This is a genomic window from Pararhodobacter sp. SW119, from assembly GCF_017811755.1.
Lineage (GTDB): Bacteria > Pseudomonadota > Alphaproteobacteria > Rhodobacterales > Rhodobacteraceae > Pararhodobacter.
Genome location: NZ_JADDJF010000002.1, coordinates 161125 through 183426, shown reverse-complemented (window position 1 = coordinate 183426; position 22302 = coordinate 161125). Strand labels below are relative to the sequence as shown.

Below are 22302 nucleotides of genomic sequence, written 5' to 3'. Positions count from 1 at the left end.
CTGGGAGAGAATGAATGACCGCCGATATCGAACTGCACTACTGGCCCACCCCCAACGGGTGGAAAATAACCATCGCGCTGGAAGAGATGGGACTGCCCTATCGCGTGAAACTGGTGAACATCGGGACGGGCGAACAGTTCGAACCCGACTTCCTGAACATCGCGCCGAACAACCGCATGCCCGCCATCGTCGATCCCGAGGGGCCGGACGGCGCACCGATCTCGATCTTCGAATCCGGCGCGATCCTTCAGTACCTCGCGCGCAAGACCGGCCAGTTCGGCGGCCCGACCGAGAGGGACCGCACCGCGGTCGACCAGTGGCTCATGTGGCAGATGGGCGGCGTCGGCCCGATGGCAGGCCAGGCGCATCACTTCCTCAGCTACGCGCCGCAGCTGGATCCGCCGCAGGACCTGCCCTACGCCAAGGACCGCTACCGGCGCGAGGTCGGCCGGCTTTACGCCGTGCTCGACCGGCAGCTTGCGCAGAACCACTATGTCGCGGGCGATTTCCTGTCGATCGCCGATTTCGCGATCTGGCCCTGGGCCTGCCTCTGGGATCGGCAGGAGCAGACGCTGGACGACAAGCCGCATATGGCGCGCTGGCTAGACGAACTCGCGGCGCGCCCGGCCTTCGAGAAGGGCAAGGCGGTCGCGGCCGAGGCGCGGCAGAACTCCGCGCACGACCGCAAGGCGCAGGAGATCCTGTTCGGGGTGAAATCGGCGCAAGGCTGATCCGGTACCGGGGGCCTTGCCCCCGGCGCGAAATCGCTGGCCGGTCGGCTCCGCCCGACCACCGGGCACCCCAACGGCGGCGCCTTGACCGCAGGTGACGGACCGCGCGCGTGGTCCGAATCCGGCCCCCGAAAGGCCCCGAAAACGGGATGAAAATTCGGTTAAGAAATTTTCTCTTTCATCGCGATATCAATGACTTGCTTCGGCGTCCAAATTTGGACGCCCCCCATCGAGGTGCCAAGCGCGCGAAAAAGCCTCAGGTCTCGTCCGGTTCCTGCCAGTGCGTTTCGATCAGGCGGTAGTTGGAAATGAAGAAGCCGAACATCACCCCCATCTGCCCCAGCGTATCCCAAAGCACATAGACATCGGTCGAGAAATTGCGCCAGATCACCTCGTTCGCGACAGCCACGGCGGCGAAGAACCAGGCCAGGCGCCGGGTCAGGATCATCCAACCGTCGTGGCTGATCGGCAGCGCGCCTTCCAGAACGTAGGCGAAATAGGACCGGCCCCGCGCCAGCCCGATCCACAGCAGCAGGCTGAAGATGCCGAAGACGAAGGTGCTCTTCATCTTGAAGAAGCGCTCGTCGTTCAGCGCCACGGTGATGCCGCCCAGAACCACGACCAGCACCAGCGTCGCCACCTGCATGCGCGACAGCTTGCCGGTCAGGCGCCGCATGATCAGCGTCGCCGCCAGTTGCAGCGGCGTGAAGATCACGATGGCGATGATGAAGCCCGCGTAGTCCACCCCGCCCAGCGTGACCACCGTGTCCCGAAACCAGAAATAGGCGGCCAGGAACACCAGCAGCGGGCCGAATTCCAGGATCTGACGCAGGCGCGGGTCGGGCGCGGTCGGGGGCGGTTGCATCGGCTCTCCTGATCTGTCTGGCCCCATCTGCCCTGCGCCGGTGCCAAGTTGCAAGTGACAATGCCGCGTGGTCGCGCAAACCCAGACCCTTGACCTTTGCGGAAAAACCGAACACTCCCCGCGCGAAAGTCGTGAAGGACCAGACCCGATGTCGATGCCGAACCATGCGCCCATTTCCGAACTCTACGTTTCCGCCGACTCGGCGCAGAAACTGAAGGTCGAGGCGGCGACGCTGCCGTCCTGGGATCTGACGCCCCGGCAGATCTGCGATCTGGAGCTTCTGATGAACGGCGGCTTCACGCCGCTCAAGGGCTTTCTGGGGCAGGCCGACTACGACAGCGCCGTCGAGAAGATGCGCCTGGCCGACGGCACGCTCTGGCCGATGCCCGTGACGCTCGATGTCTCCGAGGCTTTCGCTGATGGGATCGAACCCGGGCAGGACATCGCCCTGCGCGACCCCGAGGGGGTGATCCTTGCGATCCTGTCGGTCAGCGACAAATGGGTGCCCGAGAAAGCGCGCGAAGCCGAGGGGGTGTTCGGCGCCAACGATTTCGCCCATCCGGCGGTCCGCTACCTGCACGACATCGCCGGACCGGTCTATCTGGGCGGGCCTGTGACGGGCATTCAGGCGCCGGTGCATTACGATTTCAAGGGCCGTCGCGACACGCCCAACGAGTTGCGCGCGCGCTTCCGCAAGCTCGGCTGGCGCAAGGTCGTGGCCTTCCAGACCCGCAACCCGCTGCACCGGGCGCATCAGGAACTGACCTTCCGCGCCGCGCGCGAGGTGCAGGCGAACCTGCTGATCCATCCGGTCGTCGGCATGACCAAGCCCGGCGACGTCGACCACTTCACCCGCGTGCGCTGCTACGAGGCGGTGCTGGACAAGTACCCTGCCGCCACCACCACCATGAGCCTGCTGAACCTGGCGATGCGCATGGGCGGCCCGCGCGAGGCAGTCTGGCACGGCATCATCCGGCGCAACCACGGCTGCACCCACATGATCGTCGGGCGCGACCACGCGGGGCCGGGCAAGAACAGCGAGGGCCGCGATTTCTACGGCCCCTACGACGCGCAGGAGTTGTTCAAGACCCACGAGGCCGAGATCGGCGTGACCATGGTCGACTTCAAGCACATGGTCTACGTGCAGGAAAAGGCGCAGTACTTCCCGGCGAACGAGGTGTCCGAAGAGGCGACGGTGCTGGACATCTCGGGCACCGAACTGCGCCGCAGGCTGCGCGAGGGGCTGGAGATCCCCGAATGGTTCAGCTTCGCCGAGGTGGTGAAGGAATTGCGCCGCCGGTACCCGCCGCGCGCGGCGCAGGGGTTCACGGTGTTCTTCACGGGGCTGTCCGGTTCGGGCAAGTCCACCATCGCCAACGCCCTGATGGTCAAGCTGATGGAGATGGGCGGGCGGCCGGTGACGCTGCTGGATGGGGATGTGGTGCGCAAGCACCTGTCGTCGGAACTGGGCTTCTCGAAGGAGCACCGCGACATCAACATCCGCCGCATCGGCTATGTGGCGAGCGAGATCACCAAGAACGGCGGCATCGCGCTTTGCGCACCGATCGCGCCCTACACGGCGACCCGGCGCACCGTGCGCGAGATGATCGAGGCCTATGGCGCCTTCGTCGAGGTGCATGTGGCGACGCCGCTGGAGGAATGCGAGAAGCGCGACCGCAAGGGGCTCTACAAGCTGGCGCGCGAGGGCAAGATCAAGGAGTTCACCGGCATCTCGGATCCCTACGAGGAACCCGAGGCGCCCGAGTTGCGCGTCGATACGCAGAACGTCGATGTCGATCACTGCGCGCACCAGGTGCTGCTGACGCTCGAGTCGATGGGCCTCGTGTCTGGGCGCTGACGGGGCGCTTTCGGAGGCCCGTCAACCGACCCCGTCGAGGGGCCGGTCGCCGGGCGCGGCGAAGGCGCCGCGCGGGCCCTGTAGCGGCCGGCGGGCGCTGGATCGGCGCCGAACGGGACCGGGTCCGCATGCGGACCGTTTGGCACCGTATTGATCCGGAACGACAAATCGGCGCCGTTAACCGAAATGAAACTTTCGCGCGGTGCTGCCTCGTGCGGTATCCGCGGGCGAGGGCGGGCGTCGCCGGCGGCGGTCAGGCTCAGGCGGCGAGTTGGACGATCACCGCGCCGGTCGCGATCAGCGTCATCAGCGCCACGCGCCGCGGCCCGGTGCTTTCGCCCAGCATCAGCCAGCCGATGAGCGCGGCGAAGACCGTCGAGGTCTCGCGCAGCACGGCCGCCTGACCGACCGAGCCGAGCCGCGTCGCCAGCATGATGCCCCCGAACGAGGCGAAGGCGACGAGCCCGCCGAGAACGCCTCGCCGCATCAGCCCGGCGATCTGGTCGCGCGGCAGACGCGACCAGCGCCGCCATGTCCAGATCGGCATGAAGAAGGCGTCGATGAAGAAGAACCACGCCAGGAACGTGAACGGATCGGCGGCGGCGCGGATGCCGTAGGCGTCGATCGTGGTGTAGAGCGCGACGAAAGCGCCGGTCAGCAGGGCCAGCAGCAGCGCCGGAACCAGCGTGTCGCGGTCGGCGGTTATCGTGCGCAGGTTGTAGATCGCGAGCCCATAGATGCCGCTGACCAGGACCGCGACGCCGAGCCATTGCACCGCGTTGAAGGTCTCGCCGAATAGCAGCCAGGCGCCGATCACGGTGAACAGCGGGCCGGTGCCGCGCACCACCGGGTAGACGACCGTGTAGGCGCCGCGGCTGTAGGCCATGGCCTGCAGCACCTTGTAGGCGACATGCACGAGGAAGACGACGCCGAAGATCGGCCACATGTGCGGCTCGGGCCAGGGCACGACGAAAAGCGCGAAGGGCGCAGCCATCAGCCCGTAGCTGGTGTCGATCGCCGCGCGGCTGAGCCAGGGGTCATGGCGTCCCTTCTGCAGTGCCCCGAAGATCGCGTGCAGGATGGCCGCGGCAAGTGCCAGCATCAGCGCCAGTCGCTGACCGGCGTCGGTCCCTTCCAGCGAAATCAGCCAGTCGCTCATCCCCGCGCCCCGGAACCGGCGTGGCAGCCGCCGCGTTCATCCGCCGACCGCCGGCACGGGAGCGCGCGCATGATCGACACCCTCATCGAACAATCCTTTTCCGGCACCGCACCCGAGACGGCGCTGGTGCGGCTTTTCTGCGCCGTGCTGCTGGGGGGGGTGATCGGGTTCGAACGCGCGCTGCATGCGCGCACGGCGGGGCTGCGCACGCATATCCTGGTGTCGCTGGCGTCCTGCCTCTTCGCGTTGCTCACGTTCGAGATCATGGCCCGCTTCCAGGGCGAGGTTTCGGACCCGCTGCGCCTGATCGAGGCCGTCACCTCGGGCGTGGCCTTCCTGGCGGCGGGATCGATAATCATGTCGGGCGGCCGTGTGCTGGGCCTGACCACCGGCGCGGGCATGTGGCTGGCGGGCGCGATCGGGGTTGCCTGCGGGATCGGCGCCATCGCGCTGGCGGTGCTGGCGACGCTGATCCTGTTGCCGGTGCTTTGGGTGCTGCGCGGCGTGTCGCACAGGATCGAGGAGGAAAACAGCAAGGGCGAAGCGCCCGAGCGCGACGACCGGGCGCAGTGAGCGGGCGCGCGGGGTCGCGCGTCAGGCACCGTCGGTCCCGATCAGCGCGGCGGCGAACTCGGCCGGGTCGAACGGCGCCAGGTCATCGATCTGCTCGCCCACGCCGATGGCGTGGATCGGCAGGCCGAAGCGATCGGCCAGCGCCACCAGCACGCCACCCCGCGCCGTCCCGTCGAGCTTGGTCATCACCAGCCCCGAGACATCGGCGATCTCGCGGAAGATCTCGACCTGTTTCAGCGCGTTCTGACCGGTGGTCGCATCCAGCACCAGCAGGGTGTTGTGCGGCGCGCTGGGGTCCTTCTTCTTCAGAACGCGCACGATCTTGGCCAGTTCCGCCATCAGGTCGGCCCGGTTCTGCAGGCGTCCGGCGGTGTCGATCATCAGCAGATCGGTGCCTTCGGCCTGGGCGCGGGTCAGCGCGTCGAAGGACAGCGACGCGGGGTCCGACCCCTCGGGCGCGGTCATCACCGGCACGCCGGCGCGATCCCCCCAGATCTGCAGCTGCTCGACCGCGGCGGCGCGGAACGTGTCGCCGGCGGCGATGATCACGGTCTTGCCCGCCGCCCGGAACTGCGACGCCAGCTTGCCGATGGTCGTGGTCTTGCCGGCGCCGTTGACGCCCACCACCAGCACCACCTGCGGGCGCTTGGGATAGATCGGCATCGGCCGGGCGACCGGGTCCATGATGCGGCTGATCTCGGCGGCCAGCAGGGCCTTGATCTCGGCCACGGACAGGCGGCGGCCCATGTGGCCCTCGGCGATGTTTGCCGTGAGCTTGAGCGCGGTCTCCACGCCCATGTCGGCCTGGATCAGCAGCTCCTCCAGCTCCTCCAGCATCGCATCGTCCAGGAGGCGCCGCGGCGCCTCGCTGCGGCCGGTCAGCCGGGCCAGGATGCCGCGCTTCTCGGGCTCGGCGGCGGGCGGCGCCGGGGCGGGGGCAGGGGGCGCGGGGGGCATCCGGGGTGCCGCCGGGGCGCCGGGTGCGGGTTGCGGGACGGCAGGTACGGGCGGCGGGGTCGGGGCGGCGTCATCGCGCGCGGTGTCATCAGGTGGCGGGGCGGGCCCGTCGGATGCCTCGGGCGGCAAGCCTGTTTCCGCCCCCTCCTGCACAAGCGCGTCGAGCCCCTCGTCCAGCTTCGAGGAGGAGCGGAACATCCGTTCCTTGAGCTTGCGGAAAAAGGACATCGGGCCTCTCCTGCGGCTTCGGGGCGACCCTTCAGCTATATCAGCGCGCGGGGGGATGGAAGGGGCGCACCTCGCGCCGAGTTGAGCGCCCCGCCCGCTGGTCTTTGCCGGCGCGATCGGTCAGACTGGCCCGAAGCCGCCAGAGGAGTGTCATGTCCCGCCTGTTTTCCGCCCTGGTCCTGCTGTCGCTGTCGCTGCCCGCGGCGGCCGAAGAGCGCATGGGCGCGGCCGAGTTCGAAGCCTACACCACCGGCCAGACGCTGACCTTCAGCTTCATGGGCGTGCCCTACGGGATGGAACAGTATCTCCCGGGCCGGCGGGTGATCTGGGCCTTCATCGGCGAGGACTGCCAGGAAGGGCGCTGGTACGAGGAGGCGGGCAACATCTGCTTCGTCTACGATCACGCGCCCGTCGCGCCGCAATGCTGGACCTTCCGGCAAGCCGAGGACGGGCTGCACGCGACCTTCGCCGGCGAAGGGTCGAGCACCGAGCTTTACGAGGTCGAAAGGTCGAGCCGGCCGCTTGTCTGCAAGGGGCCGCAGGTCGGCGTCTAGGCGCCGAAGGGCGCATTTGCGGTTCCGGGGCCTCCGGCGATCTGCTATGCACCCGCGAAAAGCCACTAGAGCTTGGAGCGAGGCATGGCGTTGGCACAACCGCGCGAGCGGATCCAGTATTTCGTCGAGGGCGGGCACCGGTTGAACGGTGCCCTTGCGCCGTCGGGCAACAAGAACGCGGCACTGCCCATCGTGGCAGCGGCGCTCTTGACCGATCAGACGGTGCAGCTGACGAACGTCCCGCGCATCCGCGATATCGAGGCGCTGGTGGAGCTGATCCAGTCGGTCGGCGCCGAGGCGCGCTGGCTGGGCCGGAACGAGCTGGAGATCACCGCGCGCGACCTGCGGCCTGCCGACCTCGACCCCGATCTCTGCGCGCGCATCCGGGCGTCGATCCTGCTGGCCGGGCCGATGCTGGCGCGCTGTGGCGAGCTGGTGCTGCCGCCGCCGGGCGGCGACGTGATCGGCCGGCGGCGCGTCGACACGCATTTCCTGGCCCTTCAGCAACTGGGCGCCGAGATCAGCGTGAACGGGGCCTATGTCTTCAAGGCGCCGAAGCTGCGCGGCGCCGATGTCTTCCTCGACGAACCCTCGGTCACCGCGACGGAAAACGCGCTCTGCGCCGCCGTCTGCGCCGAGGGCACGACGATCCTGCGCAACTGCGCGTCCGAGCCGCATGTGCAGGACCTGGCGCGGTTCCTGACCGCGATGGGCGCGACGATCGAGGGCGTCGGCACCAACACCATGACCATCCACGGCGGCGGGCCGCTCAAGGGCTGTTCGCACCGCATCGGGCCCGATCACATCGAGGTCGGCTCGCTGATCGGGCTGGCGGCGGTGACGCAGTCGGACCTGACAATCAAGGATGCCGGCGTCGAGCACCTGCGCTCGACCTTGATGAACTTCGCCCGCCTCGGCATCCGGCCCGAGGTGTCGGGCGACGACCTGATCATCCGCGCCGGGCAGGCGATGAAGATCGAGCCCGACTTCGGCGGCCATATCCCGAAAATCGAGGATCAGCCCTGGCCCGCCTTTCCCGCCGACACGATGTCCATCGCCATCGTCACTGCCACGCAATGCGACGGCGTCGTGCTGATGTTCGAAAAGATGTTCGAATCCCGAATGTTCTTCGTCGACAAGCTGATCGCGATGGGGGCGCGGATCGTGCTGTGCGATCCGCATCGTGCGATCATTGCCGGGCCGTCGAAGCTGCGCGGCGCCCGGCTGGAAAGCCCCGACATCCGCGCCGGCATGGCCATGCTTATCGCCGCGCTCTGCGCCGAGGGCGAGAGCATCATCAACAACGCCCAGCAGATCGAGCGCGGCTACGAGCGGATCGACGAGCGCCTGAACGCGCTCGGCGCGCGGATCGAGCGGGTCCCGGCACGCGCCTGAAGCCGGTGCGCCGATCGCCGGCCGACTTCCTGATCTCGATCGCGCGCCGCGCTGTGCTGCCGCCGGAACGTCGCGCCGCCCCTGCACGGGATTGGATCGCGCGCGGCGCTGACGCGCGTCGGCGCAAACCCCTGCCGGATCGGCCGGTCGGCATTTCCGGTCGCGGAGGGCCTCCAGCCGGCGGTTAAAAAAGTGTTTCAATTTACACGATTTACAAACGACTCCATGACGTTATTGGGCAATGCGCACTGTGCGCACCCCCCTCCCTGCGACCCGTCTGGCCGTGTATGCGTCCCCGAGGCCCGGCGTCGGCGAAGCTGGGGGCGCGGCGACCCGCTTTGCCGACTGCGCGTCCGATACGCGCCGGTCGAAACGCAACGCGCTTGCTTTTGCTTCGATTCATGGCAAACTCCGGCCAGTGACAACAGACTTTCGGCGACCGCCTTCCGGGGCAGCCCGCGCTACTGAAAGACCTGGCTGCACGGCCCGCGGGCAATCTCGCCCCGGGAAAATTCGGAAGGGGAAAGCAAATGCCCACCGGCACCGTCAAATGGTTCAACTCCACCAAAGGCTTCGGCTTCATCGCGCCCGATGGCGGCGGCAAGGACGTCTTCGTCCATATCTCGGCGGTCGAACGCGCCGGGCTCACCGGTCTGGCCGACAACCAGAAGGTCAGCTTCGAACTGCAGTCCGGTCGTGACGGCCGCGAGTCGGCGAGCGATCTGAAACTGCTCTGATCCGCATCAGTCCACGCCGAGCGACGCGCGCGTCGCCGGCGTCCAGCCAAGGTGAAGCGCCCCATCCGCACGGATGACCGGGCGCTTCATCAATGCCGGATGTGCCGCCAGCAGCGCCGCCGGCGCCTGGTTCCGCGCCGCCTCGTCCAGTCCGCGCCAGGTGGTCGAGGCGCGGTTCACCAGTTTCTCGCCGAACGCGTCCAGGAATTCCGCGATCTCCTCGGCCCTCAGCGGGTCGGTGCGAATGTCGCGAAAAGCTGCCCCGGGCAGCGCCTTGCTTGCCTTGCGACAGGTATCGCAGGTCCGGATTCCATAGATCGTGCTCATCTGCTGACCTCCCCCATGTCGGTGATCGCGCTGTCGCGCGCAAGATCGGCCAGGATCGGACAATCCGGCCGGTGGTCCCCGGCGCAGGCGGCAACCAGTTGCGCCAGCGTTTCGCGCAGCCCCTGCAATTCGGCGATCCGTGTGTCGATCCGCTTCAGATGTTCCCGCGTCAGCGCCTTGACATCCTCGCTGGCGCGTTTCTCGTCCTCGTAGAGGCCGATCAGGGCGCGACACTCCTCGATACTGAAACCCAGTGCCCGGGCGCGCGCCAGGAAAGCCAGCTTGTGCACGTCGCGCCGGCCAAAGGCGCGGTAGCCGTTGGCGTCGCGGCGCGGCCGGATCAGGCCGATCTCCTCGTAGTAGCGGATGGTCTTGGCCGGCAGGCCCGAGGCCTCGGCGGCGTTGCCTATGTTCATCGTCACTCTCCTACTGCGCGGGGACCAGCCGGGGGGGGCGCCTCGGGGGTAGCGGGCGCGTCCAGGTGGATTGGTCGCAGCCCGCGCAAGCGCAGCGCGTTGCTGACCACGAAGACACTGGAAAGCGCCATGGCGCCGGCGGCAAGCATCGGGCTGAGCGTCAGGCCGAAGGCGGGATAGAGCAGGCCGGCGGCAACCGGGATCAGCGCGGCATTGTAGGCGAACGCCCAGAAGAGGTTCTGCCGGATGTTGCGCAGCGTCGCGCGGCTGACCGCGAGCGCGTTGACCACGCCGCCCAGATCGCCCGACATCAGCACCACTTCGGCCGCTTCGACCGCAACGTCCGTGCCGGTGCCGATGGCGATGCCCACGTCCGCCGCCGCCAGCGCCGGGGCGTCGTTGATGCCGTCGCCGACAAAGGCCACGCGCCGGTCGCCGTCGCGCAGTCCCTGCAGTGCTGCGACCTTGCCTTCGGGCAACACCTCGGCCGCGATGGTATCGATGCCCAGGTCGGCGGCAATGGCCTGCGCGGTTGCTTCGGCGTCGCCGGTGATCATCGCTACCTTCAGCCCCATCGCGTGCAACGCCTCGATGGCGGCGGGCGTCGAGGACTTGATCCTGTCGGCTACGACGATCAGCGCCGCCACCTGCCCGTCGATCGCGGCGAAGAGCGGCGTCTGACCCTTGCGCGCCGCCTCGGCCGCCCGCGCGGGCAGGGTGCCAAGGTCGATACCTTCGCGCGCCATCAGCCGCTCGGCGCCGATCAGAAGCGCGCGGCCCCCGAGCCGCGCGCGCACGCCGAAGCCGGGGATCGCGTCGAAGTCGTCAACCGGTGCCAGCGACAGACCGCGGGCTTCGGCGGCACGGATGATCGCCTGGCCGATCGGATGCTCCGATCTGGCTTCGACGGCGGCGACGAGGGACAGCACTTCGGTCTCCTGGAAACCAGCGGCCAGGTGCAGGCCGACCAGATCGGGCCGGCCTTCGGTCAAGGTGCCGGTCTTGTCGAAGGCGATCACGTCGATCCCCTGCAGCGCCTGCAACGCGTCGCCCCGGCGGAACAGCACGCCCATTTCGGCCGCCCGCCCGGTGCCGACCATGATCGAGGTCGGCGTCGCCAGGCCCATCGCGCAGGGGCAGGCGATGATCAGGACCGCGACCGCGGCGACGACCGCATGGCCCAGCCCCGGCCCCAGGGCCATCCAGGCGACGAAGGTCAGCGCCGCCACCGCCATGACCGCCGGGACGAAGTAGTAGGTCACCCGGTCGACCAGCGCCTGGATCGGCAGTTTCGAGCCCTGCGCGTCCTCGACCAGGCGGATGATCTGCGCGAGCAGCGTGTCCGCGCCAACACGCGTCGCCACGAAGGTCAGCGTGCCGGTGCCGTTGACCGTGCCGCCGCTCACCGTGTCGCCTTCGTCCTTGGCGACGGGGATCGGTTCGCCTGTGATCATGCTTTCGTCGATGTACGAGGATCCGCCCGTAACCCTTCCGTCTGTCGGCACTTTTTCACCGGGACGTACATGCACGACATCGCCCGCGCGGATCTCGGCGATGGGCAGGTCGGTGACTTGGCCGCCGCGTTCGACCCGCGCCGATCTGGGTTGCAGGCCGATCAGCCGCTTGATCGCGGCCCCGGTGCGACCGCGTGCGCGCGCCTCCAGCCGGCGGCCCATCAGGATCAGCGTGACGATCACCGCGGCGGCCTCGAAATAGACGGCGGCGGTGCCCGGCGGCAGGGCAGCGGGCGCGAAGGTTGCGACCGTCGAGAAGCCCCAGGCGGCGCCGGTGCCCACGGCCACCAGGCTGTTCATGTCGGGGGCGCGACGGGCCAGCGCCGGCAGGCCGTGGCGAAAGAACACCATCCCGGGGCCGAACAGGACCAACGTGGTCAGCACGAACTGGATGAGCCAGCTTTCCCACATCCCCACGGTGTGATGGACCCAATCGTGGAAGGCCGGGACCAGGTGGCCGCCCATTTCCAGAATGAAGACGGGCAGGGTCAGCGCCCCGGCGATCAGCATCCGGCGGCGGGTCTGGGCGATCTCGTCGGCGCGTGTTTCGGCGCTGTCGTCGGCGGGTCGTTGGGACGGCGGGTGGGCGGCGAAGCCCGCGTCGGTGACGGCCTGGGCCAGTTGTTCCGCGATCCCCGAGGCGGGCAGATGCTGGACCGTGGCGCGGCCGGTGACCAGGTTGACGGAGGCGGCGATCACGCCGGGTTGGGCGGTCAGGGCGCGCTCCACCCGGCCCGTGCAGGAGGCGCAGTGCATGCCGTCGACGACCAGGTCGGTCTGCGTTTCTTCCAGGGGATAGCCGACCTGGCGCAAGGCGTCTGCCAGCGCGGCGGCTTGCGGTGTTCCGGTCACCTGGGCGCGCCCCGTCGCGAGGTTCGCCGCGGCCGAGCGCACGCCCGGTACTGCGGCCAGGGCGCGTTCCACCCGGCCGACGCAGGAGGCGCAGGTCATCCCTTCGATCTTCAGCGAAAGCGAGGGGTCCTGAGGCGAGGCGGTGGCGGTCATGGGCGGGCTCCGTGATGTGAACCTGCTCTATATGCTCCTTCCAGCAGATGGAAGGTCAAGCCCGCGCTGGCGAAAACTGCGGGCAGGTCTGCGGTGGGGCCGTTGCGTGCCGACGCGGTGGCGTGTGGGGTGGTTGATGAAAGGTTGACGCGGCGCGCAAGGCGATCCGGCGAAAGGGCGAGAATCGGCTTCTATCTTCTTGATTTCGGGCGATTCATGCCTGCCAGAAAGTGGCTGGCAAGCGTATGGCAAGTGTATGGCAAACGTATGGCAGTTTGCCAGCTTTTCGCCGGATCGAGGCCCTCCGGGGCGGTGGCGGACCGTCCCGGTCTGGGGCCGTCAGCCGAGGGTGCGTCCGGTTGCGCGCGGGGTTGGCGGGGCGGCCGCGCGCCGGGATCACTCCGCCGCGACGGCCTCGGGGTTTTCCGCGCGGACGGCGGCGAACTTGAACTCGGGGATCTTGCCGTAGGGGTCGAGCGCGGGGTTGGTCAGCACGTTCGCCGCCGCCTCGACGAAGGCGAAGGGCACGAAGACCATATCCTCGGCCACCGTGCGGTCGGCGCGCGCCATCAGCTCGATCGCGCCGCGGCGGGTGACCAGCCGGACGCGCCCGCCGGGGGCGATGCCCAGCCGGTTGAGCGTCGCCGGGTGGAGCGAGCAGTTCGCCTCGGGCTCCACCGCGTCGAGCACCTTCGAGCGGCGCGTCATCGAGCCGGTGTGCCAGTGTTCCAGCTGCCGGCCGGTGGTCAGGACCATCGGGAATTCGTCATCCGGCACCTCGTCCGGCGGGATGACCTGCGCCGGGGCGAAGCGTGCGCGGCCGCTTTCGCGTGGGAAGCGGTCGGCGAAGACGATGGCCTGGCCGGGATCTTCGGGCGAGAGGCTGGGGTAGGTCACGGCGCCCTCGCGCTCCAGCCGGTCCCAGGTGATGTTGTCGAGCGAGCGCATGTTCGCCTTCATCTCGGCGAACACCTCGCGCGGGTGGGTGTAGGTCCAGCCCAGCCCCAGGCGGTTGGCCAGTGCCACGGTGATCGCCAAATCCTCGCGCGCCTCGCCCGGCGGGGGCACGGCGCGGCGGCCGAGTTGCACCTGCCGGTTGGTGTTGGTGACGGTGCCGGTCTTTTCGTAGAAGGCGGCGGCGGGCAGGATCACGTCGGCATAGTTCGCGGTTTCGGTCAGGAAGATGTCCTGCACGACGAGGTGGTCGAGCATTGCCAGCGCCTCGCGCGCGTGGGTCACGTCGGGGTCGGACATCGCCGGGTTCTCGCCCTGGATGTACATGCCCCGGATCGCGCCGTCGTGGACGGCATCGAGGATCTCGGTCACCGTCAGGCCCTTTGCACCCGACCAGTCGCCCGATCCCCAGATGTCGGAATAGCGCGCGCGGATCGCGGGGTCGGTGACGGTCTGGTAGTCGGGAAGGAACATCGGGATGAGGCCCGCGTCGGAGGCGCCCTGCACGTTGTTCTGGCCGCGCAGCGGGTGCAGCCCGGTCCCCGGCCGGCCGACATGGCCGCACATCAGCGCGAGCGAAATCAGGCAGCGGGAATTGTCGGTGCCGTGGATATGCTGGGAAATCCCCATGCCCCAGAAGATCATCCCGGCGCGACCGCGGGCGAAATCGCGGGCGACGGCGCGCAGGGTTTCGGCCGGGATGCCGCAGATCGCTTCCATCTTCTCGGGCGCGAAGCCGGCGAGATGGGCGGTCATCGCCTCCCAGTTCTCGGTCATCGCCTGGATGTACTGGCGGTCGTAGAGACCTTCCTCGACGATGACATGCATGATGGCGTTGAGCATCGACACGTCGGCGCCGGGCTTGAACTGCAGCATGTGGGTGGCGTGGCGGCGCAGGGCCTGGCCGCGCGGATCCATGACGATCAGCTTGCCGCCGCGCTTGGTGAACTGCTTGAAGAAGGTGGCGGCGACGGGGTGATTCTCCACGGGATTGGCGCCGATGACGATGGCGACATCGGCATTCTCGATCTCGTTGAAGGTGGCGGTCACCGCCGCCGAGCCGACGTTTTCCAGAAGGGCCGCCACGGAGGAGGCATGGCAGAGCCGGGTGCAGTGGTCGACGTTGTTGTGGCCGAAGCCTTCGCGGATCAGGCGCTGGAAGAGGTAGGCTTCCTCGTTCGAGCATTTGGCCGAGCCGAAACCGGCGACGGACGCGCCACCGTGCGCGTCGCGCAGGCGGGCCAGGCCGCCGGCGGCGGCATCCAGCGCCTCTTCCCAGGTCGCCTCGCGGAAATGGGTCAGCGGGTTCTCGGGATCGACGTTGAGGCCCTTTTCGGCGCCTTCGCGGCGGATCAGCGGCTTTTTCAGCCGGTGCGGGTGGTGGATGTAGTCGAAGCCGAATCGGCCCTTGACGCAGAGCCGGCCTTCGTTCGCCGGGCCGTCGATGCCGTCGACGTATTTCACGCGCCCGTCCTTGACCTTCAGGCTGACCTGGCAGCCGACGCCGCAGAAGGGGCAGATCGAGCGGGTCTCATTGTCATGGTCCGCGCTGTCGCCCTGCTGCGCGTCGTCCAGCACCGCGGCCTCCATCAGCGCGCCGGTGGGGCAGGCCTGGACGCATTCGCCGCAGGCGACGCAGGTGCTTTCGCCCATCGGGTCGGCGAAGTCGAAGACCGGCCAGGTGTCGTGGCCGCGCCCGGCCATGCCGATGACGTCGTTGACCTGCACCTCGCGGCAGGCGCGGACGCAGAGGCCGCACTGGATGCAGGCGTCGAGGTTGACGCGCATGGCGACGTGGCTGTCGTCCAGAAGCGGGACGCGCCGGGGTTCGAGCGCCGGAAAGCGGCTGGCGGTGACGCCTTCGGCCGCCGCCATGTCCCACAGATGCGCGGAGCGGTCATGCGCCTGATCGAGCGCTGGCTGGTCGGCGAGCAGCAGTTCCATCACCATCTCGCGCGCTTTCCGGGCGCGGTCGGTGGCGGTGCGCACCACCATCCCCTCGGCCGGTTCGCGGATGCAGGAGGCGGCGAGGACGCGCTCGCCCTCGATCTCGACCATGCAGGCGCGGCAGTTGCCGTCGGGGCGGTAACCGGGCGCGGGCTTGTGGCAGAGATGCGGGATGACCAGGCCGCGGCCATGGGCGACTTCCCAGATGGTCTGGCCGGGGGCGGCGGTGACTTCGCGGTCGTCGAGGGTGAAGGTGATCGGTTCAGACATCTTTCGGCTCCCGGGCCTCCAGGCTCTGATCGGTGTCGTAGCTGCCGGGGTCTGGGGCGCGAGTCGCGGCGCCGACCTCCTGTGGGAAATGCTTCATGGTCAGTCGGATCGGGTTCGGCGCGGCCTGGCCGAGGCCGCAGATCGAGGCGTCGGCCAGGGTCTGACAGAGGTCTTCCAGCAACTTGCGGTCCCAGCGGTCCGCCTGCATCAGCTTCACCGCCTTCTCGCAGCCCGACCGGCAGGGGGTACACTGGCCGCAGCTTTCATCCTCGAAGAAGCGCAGCATGTTGAGCGCGGCGTCGCGGGCGGAGTCTTTGTCGGACAGGATCACGACGGCGGCCGAGCCGATGAAGCTGCCATGCGGCTGAAGCGTGTCGAAGTCGAGCGGCACGTCGTCGAGCGCGGCGGGCAGGAGGCCCGAGGACGGCCCGCCGGGCTGGTAGGCTTTCAGCGCGTGCCCCGCGGCCATGCCGCCGGCGGCGGCGATCACGTCGCGGATGGTGGAGCCGGCGGGCAGCAGGTAGACGCCGGGCTTGGCCACCCGGCCGCTGACGGAGTAGCTGCGCAGGCCCTTGCGGCCGTTCCTTTCGGTCGCATTCAGCACCTCCGGCCCTTCGCGCACCACGCGGGCGACCCAGTGCAGGGTTTCCACGTTGTGCACCAGCGTCGGCCGACCCCAAAGGCCCACCTGCGCGACATAGGGCGGCCGGTGGCGGGGCAGGCCGCGCTTGCCCTCGATCGATTCCAGCATCGCCGATTCCTCGCCGCAGATATAGGCGCCGGCGCCGCGGCGCAGGTCGATGTAGCCGGCGTCGATCAGCCCCGCGGCTTCCAGTGCGGCGATCTCCTGGCGCAGGATTTCCAGCACGGCGGGGTATTCGTCGCGCATGTAGATGTAGCAGCGCGCGGCCTCCACCGACCAGGCGGCGATCAGCATGCCTTCGAGCATCAGGTGCGGCTCGCGCTCCAGGTACCAGCGGTCCTTGAAGGTGCCGGGTTCGCCCTCGTCACCATTGACGGCGAGGTAGCGGGGGCCGGCGCCGGCGCGGACGAAGCCCCACTTTTTCCCCGCTGGGAAACCGGCGCCGCCGAGGCCGCGCAGTCCCGACGCCAGAACCTGTTCCTGCACCGCCTCCCAGTTGCCGTTTTCGCGCAGCGCCAGCAGGTGATCATAACCGCCGCCGGCGCGGTAGGCGGCCAGCCCCTGATAGTCGGGGATCACGGGGTGGAAGTCGCCGGCGTCAATCACGCTCGCCACGGCCTCGGGCGTGGCGTGGTCGACATGGCGGTGGCCGACCTCGGCCACCGGGGCGGTGTCGCAGCGGCCCATGCAGGGCGCGCGCAGGACGCGGACGCGGGCGGGGTCGTGGCTGGCCTGAAGCGCCGCCATCAGCGCCTGCGCCCCGGCGAGTTCGCACGAGAGCGAGTCGCAGACGCGGATGGTCAGGTCGGGCGGGGGCGCGTCGTCTTCGCGGATCGGGTCGAAATGGGCGTAGAAGGTGGCGACTTCCCAGACCTCGGCCATGCTCAACTGCATGTCGTAGGCCAGAGCGCGCAGGTGCCGGGCCGAGAGGTGCCCGTGACGGTCCTGGACCAGATGCAGGTATTCGATCAGCAGGTCGCGCCGGCGCGGGGCATCGCCCAGCAGTGCCTGAACCTCGGCCAGGGCGTCATCGTCGACCTGGCGCCCCTTGGGGATCGGCCGCCCCTTGCCCCGGCCCGATTTCCAGACGCCCCCTTGTCCGCTGCGGTTGTCGAGTGCCATTCGATATCCCCTGGCTGTCGCCGTGCCTGCGGCGTTGCTGGGGCAGCCATGCGGTCGGAACTGCCGCAGGTCAATATCAATATCGCGTCGTTTGATAGGTGAAAGCTATCAAACGGCTTGTATCGCCTGCGCCACGCACCAGTCCAGAACCGCATCGCGTTCAGGCGGCAGCGCTGTGCCAAGCCCGCCGGTGAAGTCGTGGAAACCGGGCAGGTTGCCTCGGTTGACCGCGGTCAGCACCGGGACGCCCTCGGCCAGGGCGCGCCCGATCGTCGGGCGAAAGCCGCGGCCCTCCAGTTCGGCCTTGCCGAACTTGTTGATCAGCAGAAGGCGCGGCCGCGCGGACAGCGCCTGCTCGACCAGTCCGACAGCGCGTTCGAGACCCTGCGGGTCCAGCCGGCAGCCGCGGGCCAGCCGTCCCAGCCGCTGGCTGATGCGTACCGCTTCGGCGCCGGCCAGAACCTGCAGGTCCATGTCGCATTTCGTGTCGGGGCCGGTTTCGGTGTTGACCTGGACCACGCCGGCCAGCGGCCAGCCCTGCGCGCGCAGGGCGCCTGCCACCTCGGACATCAGGGGGTCGACCGTGCCGCGCCCTTCGCTTATGACATATCCGAGCATCGCCTGTTCCGACCTTGTCCACCCGAGCCGACAAGGTACATTAGATTTGAAGAAGGTCAAAGGCGCGCCGCAGTCCAGTCATGTCCGCACTCATCCCCCCCGACCTGCCGATCCTGCCCGATCCGGCGCATCCGCGCCTGACGCGGCCCGTCACCGGCCGCGACCACACCGGCACCGAGGTCGAGATCCGCGTGGTCGAGGAACGGCCGCTGACGATCTACCTGAATTCGCAGGAGATCGTCACCGCCATGACCATCGGCGATTATCCCGAATTCCTGGCGCTGGGATTTCTGCGCAATCAGGGGATGCTGCGCCCCGACGACCGGGTGACGGGCGTCGATTACGATGACGAGCTCGAGGTCGTCGTCGTGCGCACCGAGCGCGCGACGAGTTACGAGGAGAAGGTGAAGAAGAAGACCCGAACCTCGGGCTGCGCGGTGGGCACGGTCTTTGGCGACATGATGGAGGGGCTGGAGGGCGTGACCCTGCCGAAGGCAGAGGTGCGCGCGAGCTGGCTCTATGCGCTGGCCCGCCAGATCAACACGCTGCCGTCGCTTTACCTTGAGGCCGGCGCGATCCACGGCACGGTGCTGTGCCGGCGCGACGAGGTCATGGTCTACATGGAGGATGTCGGCCGCCACAATGCGGTGGACAAGATCGCCGGCTGGATGTTCCACCACGCGCAGGGCGGGGCGGACAAGATCCTCTACACGACCGGGCGGCTGACCTCGGAGATGGTGATCAAATGCGCGCTGATGGGGATCCCGGTGCTGGCGTCGCGGTCGGGCTTCACCGCCTGGGGGGTGGAGATCGCGCGGCAGGTGGGGCTGACGCTGATCGGGCGGATGCGCGGGCAGCGCTTCATCTGCCTTTCGGGCGAGGAGCGGCTGCTGCGCGATGCGGACCCATCCAGTGTCGGTGACGAGGACCGCAAGCACCGGCGCAAATCCGCCGAGGTGGACTGAGCCGATGCGGGGACCGCAGGCAGCGACGCCCGCCAGGGTCAGGGCATGACGCCGCTGGGGGTCATTCTGGCCGGCGGACGCGCGACGCGCATGGGCGGGGGTGACAAGGGGCTGCGCGTGGTCGCCGGGCAGCGGCTGATCGATCATGTCATCGCGCGGCTGAAGCCGCAGGTTGCGGGGCTTGCGATCAACGCGAACGGCGATCCGTCGCGGCTGGCCGAATTCGGCGTGCCGATCCTGCCGGACAGCGTCGAGGGCTACGCCGGGCCGCTGGCCGGGGTGCTGGCCGGGCTCGACTGGGCGGCGGGGCAGGGGGCCGAGGCGATTGTTACGGCGGCCGCCGACACGCCCTTTTTCCCGCGCGATCTGGTCACCCGCCTGCAAGCGGCGGCAGGTCCGTCGGGTCTGGCGCTGGCGGCGAGCCCGGATGGCGCGGGGCGGATCTGGCAGCACCCGACCTTTGGCCTCTGGCCCGTCGCCTTGCGCGAGGATCTGCGCACGGCGCTGCGTGGCGGCTTGCGCAAGATCGTCGTCTGGACCGACCGGCACGGCGCGGGCCGCGCCGAATTCGGAGATGCGGGGTTCGATCCCTTCTTCAATGTCAACTCGCCCGAGGATATCGCCCGCGCCGAGGAGCTGGCGGGGTTGGCATGAAGCTTTACGGCGTGACCGGATGGAAGAACTCGGGCAAGACCGGCCTGATGGAGCGTCTGGTGGCCGAGATCACCTGCCGGGGGTACACGGTCTCGACCGTGAAGCACGCGCATCATGCGACCGAGATCGACCACCCCGGGCGCGACAGCTATCGCCACCGGGAGGCGGGTGCGGCGCAGGTGATCGTCGCCTCGCCCGTCCGCTGGGCGCTGATGCAGGAGTTGCGCGGCGCGCCGGAGCCGCCGCTGGCCGACCTGATCGCCCATCTGGCGCCGGTCGACCTGGTGCTGGTGGAGGGCTACAAACGCGCCCCGCATCCCAAGATCGAGGCCCATCGCCCGGAAACCGGCCAGCCGCTTCTGGCGCCTGAGAACCCGACGATACGCGCCGTGGCCTCCAGCGTCGGGGGGGCGCATCCGACGCTGTCGGGCCTGACGGTGCAGGTGCTGCCGCTGGACGATACCGCCGCGATCGCCGATTTCCTGCTGAACGAGGTTGGACTCGTCGGGGCGCGGGCATGAGGTTCGACCGCATCGCCATCGTCGACTGGTCGGCCGCCAATCGCCCGGCGAGCGGCCGCGATTCGATCTGGATCGCCACTGCCGAGGGGGAGGTCGTTGAAAGCATGAACCCGCGCACCCGGCGGCAGGCGGAGGACAGGCTGAGGGCGCTGATCGACCGGACGCTCGCGCGCGGTGAGCGGATGCTGATCGGTGCCGATTTCGCCTTCGGCTTTCCGGCGGGGCTGGCCGCCGCGCTGACCGGGCAGGCGCAGGCGCTGGCGGTCTGGGCGTGGCTTGCGCGGCAGTTGCGAGACGACGCCGAGAACCGCTCGAACCGGTTCGAGGTCGCGGCGGCGATGAATCGGGTGTTGCCGGGGTTGGGGCCGTTCTGGTTTCGGCCCGCCGGGCTGGATTTGCCCGACCTGCCGGCGCAGGGGCGCGCGCGGGAGGGGCACGGAATGGCCGATCTGCGCCGGGTCGACCGCCGCGCGCCCGGCGCGCAATCGGTCTTCAAGCTGGGCGGCGCGGGCGCGGTGGGCAGCCAGACACTGACCGGTCTGCCGGTCCTCTGGCGGTTGCGCGCGGCCCATTCCGGGCGCGTCGCCGTCTGGCCGTTCGACGACTGCCGGGATGCCCCGGTCGTTCTGGCCGAGGTTTTCCCCTCGCTCTTGCGGACGGAAGTTGCGGCCCTGCGCGGAAGCGGCACGGAACCGATCAATGACGAGATGCAGGTGCGGTTGCTGGCGCTGGCGTTGGCGCATCTGTCCGCGCGCGACGCGCTGGCGCCGCTGTTCGAGGTGCCGCCGGAAGCCTGGAACCTGGCCGAGGAAGGCTGGATCCTGGGTGTGGGCCAAGAGGGCGCGCTGCGGCGCGCGGCGGAAGCGGTGTTGGGGCGGGTGAGGCCGCCGGAGGGGGATGCGGAGCCCGCGCCGCTGACGCCCCCACGATTGCGCAACGACTGCTTCGCCATGCCGCAGGGCGTGTCCTGGGTGCCGGTCGAGACTGCGCTGGAGAAGTTGCGCGCGGCGCTGGTGCCGGTCACGGGGACCGAGGTGTTGCCGGTCGCCAAGGCCGGAGGGCGGGTTCTGGCCGCCGATCAGGTCGCGCGCCGGTCGAACCCGCCGCGCGCCAATTCGGCGGTCGACGGCTACGGGTTTGCCCATGCGGGGCTGGCGGGCGGGGGGCCCTATACGCTGCCACTGGCAGCCGGCCGGGCGGCGGCGGGACAGCCCTTTGCCGGATCGTTGCCGGCGGGGCAGGCGGTGCGCATCCTGACCGGCGCGATCCTGCCCGAGGGCGTCGATACCGTGGTGCTGGACGAGGATTGCGCGCGCGATGGCGCGCGCGTGGCCTTCGACGGGCCGGTGATGCGCGGCGCAAATACCCGCCGCGCCGGCGAGGATGTGGGCGAAGGCGCGCCGGTCCTGCCCGCCGGGCGGCGGTTGACGCCGGCGGATCTGGCGCTGCTGTCGGCCTTGGGCATCGGCCGGGTCGCGGTGCGCCGGGCGCTGCGCGTGGCGGTCCTGTCCACGGGCGACGAGATCGTCGCGGACACGGATGCAGCCGCCGAGCCGCACCAGATCTATGACGCCAACCGCCCGATGTTACTGGACATTCTGCGGCGCTGGGGGCATCTGCCGGTGGATCTGGGCCACGCGCCGGACCGGCCGGCGCGCCTGCGCGCGGCGCTGGACCGGGGGGCGCGGCGGGCGGATGTGATCCTGACCTCGGGCGGGGCGTCGGCGGGGGACGAGGATCATGTGGCGCGCCTGCTGCGCGAGGAGGGGCAGCTGTCGAGCTGGCGCATCGCGCTGAAGCCGGGGCGGCCGCTGGCGTTGGCGCTTTGGGGAGGTGGGGTGCCGGTGATCGGGTTGCCGGGCAATCCGGTGGCGGCGCTGGTCTGTACCTTGATCTTCGCGCGCCCGGCGTTGTCGTTGATGTCCGGTGCGGGGTGGGTGGCGGCGCAGGGGTTCACGGTGCCGGCGGCATTCGCCAAGCGCAAGAAGCCGGGGCGGCGGGAATACCTGCGGGCGCGGCTGAACGCGGAGGGGGCGGCGGAGGTCTTTGCCTCGGAAGGATCGGGGCGAATCAGTGGGTTGAGCTGGGCGGAAGGGCTGGTCGAGCTGCCCGATGGCGCGGCCGAGATCGTGCCCGGCACGCCCGTGCGCTACCTGCCCTATGCGAGTTTCGGGCTGGGCTGAGCGCCGGCGGGGCGCATCTTAACCTTTCGTTCAGGAAAAGCAGGCTGCGCGGGGCGCGCGGCGGCGCGGCCTGTGCAGGCGGGGCAAGGCGCTGTTTTCACTGGGA

At 69.3% G+C, this 22302-nt stretch carries 19 protein-coding genes; 10 read left to right on the top strand and 9 right to left on the bottom strand.

Going from position 1 to position 22302, the window contains the following annotated elements; translation table 11 throughout:
- The first annotated feature begins 14 nt into the window (after window positions 1-14).
- Window positions 15-731 (top strand): glutathione binding-like protein, encoded by a 717-nt coding sequence (locus tag IM708_RS02670; RefSeq protein ID WP_209424767.1) that lies wholly within the window; start codon window positions 15-17, stop codon window positions 729-731.
- 256 nt (window positions 732-987) lie between these two features.
- On the opposite strand, the gene IM708_RS02665 is transcribed toward IM708_RS02670, so the two are convergent.
- A complete protein-coding gene (locus tag IM708_RS02665) occupies window positions 988-1596 on the bottom strand; it encodes a septation protein IspZ (protein ID WP_209424766.1) in 609 nt (202 codons plus the stop codon).
- Window positions 1597-1744: 148 nt separating this feature from the next.
- Between IM708_RS02665 and IM708_RS02660 the strand changes: the two genes are divergently transcribed.
- Window positions 1745-3454 carry a bifunctional sulfate adenylyltransferase/adenylylsulfate kinase gene (locus tag IM708_RS02660; RefSeq protein WP_209424765.1) on the top strand — a complete coding sequence of 570 codons (1710 nt, stop codon included), beginning with the start codon at window positions 1745-1747 and terminating at the stop codon, window positions 3452-3454.
- Between the two features lie 259 nt (window positions 3455-3713).
- Here IM708_RS02660 and IM708_RS02655 read toward each other — a convergent pair whose 3' ends face one another.
- Window positions 3714-4613 carry an SMR family transporter gene (locus IM708_RS02655; RefSeq protein ID WP_209424764.1) on the bottom strand — a complete coding sequence of 300 codons (900 nt, stop codon included), beginning with the start codon at window positions 4611-4613 and terminating at the stop codon, window positions 3714-3716.
- A 69-nt stretch (window positions 4614-4682) separates the two neighbouring features.
- Here IM708_RS02655 and IM708_RS02650 point away from each other — a divergent pair, with 69 nt between their 5' ends.
- Window positions 4683-5186: an MgtC/SapB family protein gene (locus IM708_RS02650; protein ID WP_209424763.1), complete on the top strand. Its 504-nt coding sequence runs from the start codon at window positions 4683-4685 to the stop codon at window positions 5184-5186.
- A gap of 21 nt (window positions 5187-5207) precedes the next feature.
- On the opposite strand, the gene ftsY is transcribed toward IM708_RS02650, so the two are convergent.
- Window positions 5208-6371 (bottom strand): signal recognition particle-docking protein FtsY, encoded by a 1164-nt coding sequence (gene ftsY / locus IM708_RS02645; protein WP_209424762.1) that lies wholly within the window; start codon window positions 6369-6371, stop codon window positions 5208-5210.
- A gap of 152 nt (window positions 6372-6523) precedes the next feature.
- On the opposite strand from ftsY, the gene IM708_RS02640 reads away from it, so the two are divergent.
- From IM708_RS02640 to IM708_RS02630, 3 genes are all read left to right on the top strand, one after another.
- A complete protein-coding gene (locus IM708_RS02640; protein ID WP_209424761.1) occupies window positions 6524-6925 on the top strand; it encodes a hypothetical protein in 402 nt (133 codons plus the stop codon).
- Between the two features lie 84 nt (window positions 6926-7009).
- Entirely contained in the window at window positions 7010-8320 is a 1311-nt protein-coding gene (gene murA / locus IM708_RS02635; protein ID WP_209424760.1) for a UDP-N-acetylglucosamine 1-carboxyvinyltransferase, read from the top strand.
- Between the two features lie 530 nt (window positions 8321-8850).
- Window positions 8851-9057 (top strand): cold-shock protein, encoded by a 207-nt coding sequence (locus IM708_RS02630; protein ID WP_209424759.1) that lies wholly within the window; start codon window positions 8851-8853, stop codon window positions 9055-9057.
- Between the two features lie 6 nt (window positions 9058-9063).
- Here the strand turns inward: IM708_RS02630 and IM708_RS02625 are convergent, their stop codons facing one another.
- From IM708_RS02625 to IM708_RS02600, 6 genes are all read right to left on the bottom strand, one after another.
- The gene (locus tag IM708_RS02625) at window positions 9064-9384 is read right to left on the bottom strand and encodes an ArsC/Spx/MgsR family protein (protein WP_209424758.1); all 321 of its coding nucleotides are present in this window, start codon (window positions 9382-9384) and stop codon (window positions 9064-9066) included.
- Entirely contained in the window at window positions 9381-9800 is a 420-nt protein-coding gene (cueR, locus tag IM708_RS02620; protein ID WP_209424757.1) for a Cu(I)-responsive transcriptional regulator, read from the bottom strand. Before cueR ends, IM708_RS02625 begins: the two co-directional genes overlap by 4 nt.
- A gap of 2 nt (window positions 9801-9802) precedes the next feature.
- Window positions 9803-12319, bottom strand: coding sequence for a heavy metal translocating P-type ATPase (locus IM708_RS02615; protein ID WP_209424756.1), 2517 nt, complete (start codon window positions 12317-12319; stop codon window positions 9803-9805).
- Between the two features lie 396 nt (window positions 12320-12715).
- Entirely contained in the window at window positions 12716-15490 is a 2775-nt protein-coding gene (gene fdhF, locus IM708_RS02610) for a formate dehydrogenase subunit alpha (protein WP_209424755.1), read from the bottom strand.
- On the bottom strand, window positions 15483-17255 hold the full coding sequence (locus tag IM708_RS02605; RefSeq protein WP_209424754.1) for an NAD(P)H-dependent oxidoreductase subunit E: 1773 nt from the start codon (window positions 17253-17255) through the stop codon (window positions 15483-15485). The genes fdhF and IM708_RS02605 overlap by 8 nt, the downstream gene beginning before the upstream one ends.
- Window positions 17256-17363: 108 nt before the next feature.
- Complete coding sequence (locus IM708_RS02600) at window positions 17364-17873, bottom strand: DUF2478 domain-containing protein (protein ID WP_209424753.1); 510 nt, start codon at window positions 17871-17873, stop codon at window positions 17364-17366.
- Between the two features lie 80 nt (window positions 17874-17953).
- Here IM708_RS02600 and IM708_RS02595 point away from each other — a divergent pair, with 80 nt between their 5' ends.
- Genes IM708_RS02595 through glp form a run of 4 tightly spaced genes read left to right on the top strand, consistent with a single transcriptional unit; the run spans window position 17954 to window position 22196 of the window.
- A complete protein-coding gene (locus IM708_RS02595) occupies window positions 17954-18838 on the top strand; it encodes a formate dehydrogenase accessory sulfurtransferase FdhD (protein WP_209424752.1) in 885 nt (294 codons plus the stop codon).
- A 45-nt stretch (window positions 18839-18883) separates the two neighbouring features.
- A complete protein-coding gene (gene mobA, locus IM708_RS02590) occupies window positions 18884-19492 on the top strand; it encodes a molybdenum cofactor guanylyltransferase MobA (RefSeq protein ID WP_209424751.1) in 609 nt (202 codons plus the stop codon).
- Entirely contained in the window at window positions 19489-20013 is a 525-nt protein-coding gene (gene mobB, locus IM708_RS02585) for a molybdopterin-guanine dinucleotide biosynthesis protein B (protein ID WP_209424750.1), read from the top strand. The genes mobA and mobB overlap by 4 nt, the downstream gene beginning before the upstream one ends.
- On the top strand, window positions 20010-22196 hold the full coding sequence (gene glp, locus IM708_RS02580; protein WP_209424749.1) for a gephyrin-like molybdotransferase Glp: 2187 nt from the start codon (window positions 20010-20012) through the stop codon (window positions 22194-22196). The genes mobB and glp overlap by 4 nt, the downstream gene beginning before the upstream one ends.
- Window positions 22197-22302 lie beyond the last annotated feature (106 nt).

Coding starts and splice junctions, on each gene's coding strand:
- IM708_RS02600 (WP_209424753.1), bottom strand. CDS start 17,873: ATGCTCGGATATGTCATAAGCGAAGGGCGCGGCACGGTCGACCCCCTG.
- ftsY (WP_209424762.1), bottom strand. CDS start 6,371: ATGTCCTTTTTCCGCAAGCTCAAGGAACGGATGTTCCGCTCCTCCTCG.
- IM708_RS02605 (WP_209424754.1), bottom strand. CDS start 17,255: ATGGCACTCGACAACCGCAGCGGACAAGGGGGCGTCTGGAAATCGGGC.
- cueR (WP_209424757.1), bottom strand. CDS start 9,800: ATGAACATAGGCAACGCCGCCGAGGCCTCGGGCCTGCCGGCCAAGACC.
- IM708_RS02655 (WP_209424764.1), bottom strand. CDS start 4,613: ATGAGCGACTGGCTGATTTCGCTGGAAGGGACCGACGCCGGTCAGCGA.
- mobB (WP_209424750.1), top strand. CDS start 19,489: ATGAAGCTTTACGGCGTGACCGGATGGAAGAACTCGGGCAAGACCGGC.
- IM708_RS02615 (WP_209424756.1), bottom strand. CDS start 12,319: ATGACCGCCACCGCCTCGCCTCAGGACCCCTCGCTTTCGCTGAAGATC.
- IM708_RS02625 (WP_209424758.1), bottom strand. CDS start 9,384: ATGAGCACGATCTATGGAATCCGGACCTGCGATACCTGTCGCAAGGCA.
- IM708_RS02660 (WP_209424765.1), top strand. CDS start 1,745: ATGTCGATGCCGAACCATGCGCCCATTTCCGAACTCTACGTTTCCGCC.
- IM708_RS02670 (WP_209424767.1), top strand. CDS start 15: ATGACCGCCGATATCGAACTGCACTACTGGCCCACCCCCAACGGGTGG.
- murA (WP_209424760.1), top strand. CDS start 7,010: ATGGCGTTGGCACAACCGCGCGAGCGGATCCAGTATTTCGTCGAGGGC.
- fdhF (WP_209424755.1), bottom strand. CDS start 15,490: ATGTCTGAACCGATCACCTTCACCCTCGACGACCGCGAAGTCACCGCC.
- mobA (WP_209424751.1), top strand. CDS start 18,884: ATGACGCCGCTGGGGGTCATTCTGGCCGGCGGACGCGCGACGCGCATG.
- IM708_RS02640 (WP_209424761.1), top strand. CDS start 6,524: ATGTCCCGCCTGTTTTCCGCCCTGGTCCTGCTGTCGCTGTCGCTGCCC.
- IM708_RS02650 (WP_209424763.1), top strand. CDS start 4,683: ATGATCGACACCCTCATCGAACAATCCTTTTCCGGCACCGCACCCGAG.
- glp (WP_209424749.1), top strand. CDS start 20,010: ATGAGGTTCGACCGCATCGCCATCGTCGACTGGTCGGCCGCCAATCGC.
- IM708_RS02630 (WP_209424759.1), top strand. CDS start 8,851: ATGCCCACCGGCACCGTCAAATGGTTCAACTCCACCAAAGGCTTCGGC.
- IM708_RS02665 (WP_209424766.1), bottom strand. CDS start 1,596: ATGCAACCGCCCCCGACCGCGCCCGACCCGCGCCTGCGTCAGATCCTG.
- IM708_RS02595 (WP_209424752.1), top strand. CDS start 17,954: ATGTCCGCACTCATCCCCCCCGACCTGCCGATCCTGCCCGATCCGGCG.